Raw genomic sequence first — 862 nt, 5'->3', positions numbered from 1 at the left:
GAAAAGTTCCCCGAGCTCGTGGTGGAAATCCTTCCCGGCGGCCCCGACCTCTACGCCTACCTGGGCGTGCTGGAGTAGCTAAAGAAAACCCCAAGCCCCCCCGCCTCTTTTTCCGGGCTATCCTTTAGGGAAAGGGGGTTGGTATGCGGTGGAACCTGGCCTTGTTAGCGCTCTTCCTTGCGGCCTGCAACCTTTCGGTGAGCCCGCCCGTGGCGGGGGACCTTCCCGTGGGGGAAAGCCGGGTCGCCGCCCTGCCCCCGGCCCAGGAGGGCTCCGGGGGGATCTCCGCCCCGGGGTGGCGGTCTACCGCATCCCCCTTACCCAAGACGGGGCCGTGGAGGTGGCGGCCGTTTCGGCAGAGCTTCAGCTCAGCGCCCGGCTCCGCCTGGTCCTCCTGGACGAGCGGGGGGTGGTGCAGGCGGTGAGCGTGGCCCGGAACTGGTTTGGGGCCTACCCCGGGGTGGCCCCCCTTTCCCTCAGGCCCCAGGGGATCACCACCGACCCCGGGGTGCGCCTGAACCTCAAGGGCCAGGCGGGCCAGGTGTTCTACCTGCGGGTGGAAAACTACGCCCTGGCGGAGGACCGGGTGGGGCTTTCCGCTACGGCCTTCACGCCTAACCCCCGTGGAGAGGGGGAGGTCTTCTCCTCGGGAAGCGTCCAGGGAGCCATTGAGTTCATCGGGAAGTTTGACCGCTACGACGTAGCCTCGGCCACGGGGTACCTGCGCCTTAGCTACACGGGGCCTTTGGACCTGGTGGCCCTGCTCTATAACGGCCCCGGGGACCTTTACCCCAGAACCTTGGACCCGGTGGCGAGCTGCGCCCCCGTGGCTCCCGCCACCCTTCTCGTGGTGCGGGACCGG

At 68.4% G+C, this 862-nt stretch carries 1 protein-coding gene; it reads left to right on the top strand.

Features of this window, described 5'->3' with window-relative positions; all coding sequences use genetic code 11:
* Positions 1 to 295 precede the first annotated feature (295 nt).
* Positions 296 to 862, top strand: a 567-nt coding sequence (locus tag AC01Y6_RS10615; RefSeq protein WP_476671492.1) for a hypothetical protein, incomplete at its 3' end; no start/stop codon positions are given.

This window comes from Thermus sp., assembly GCF_056332225.1.
This window is presented reverse-complemented; position numbering and strand designations above follow the sequence as displayed.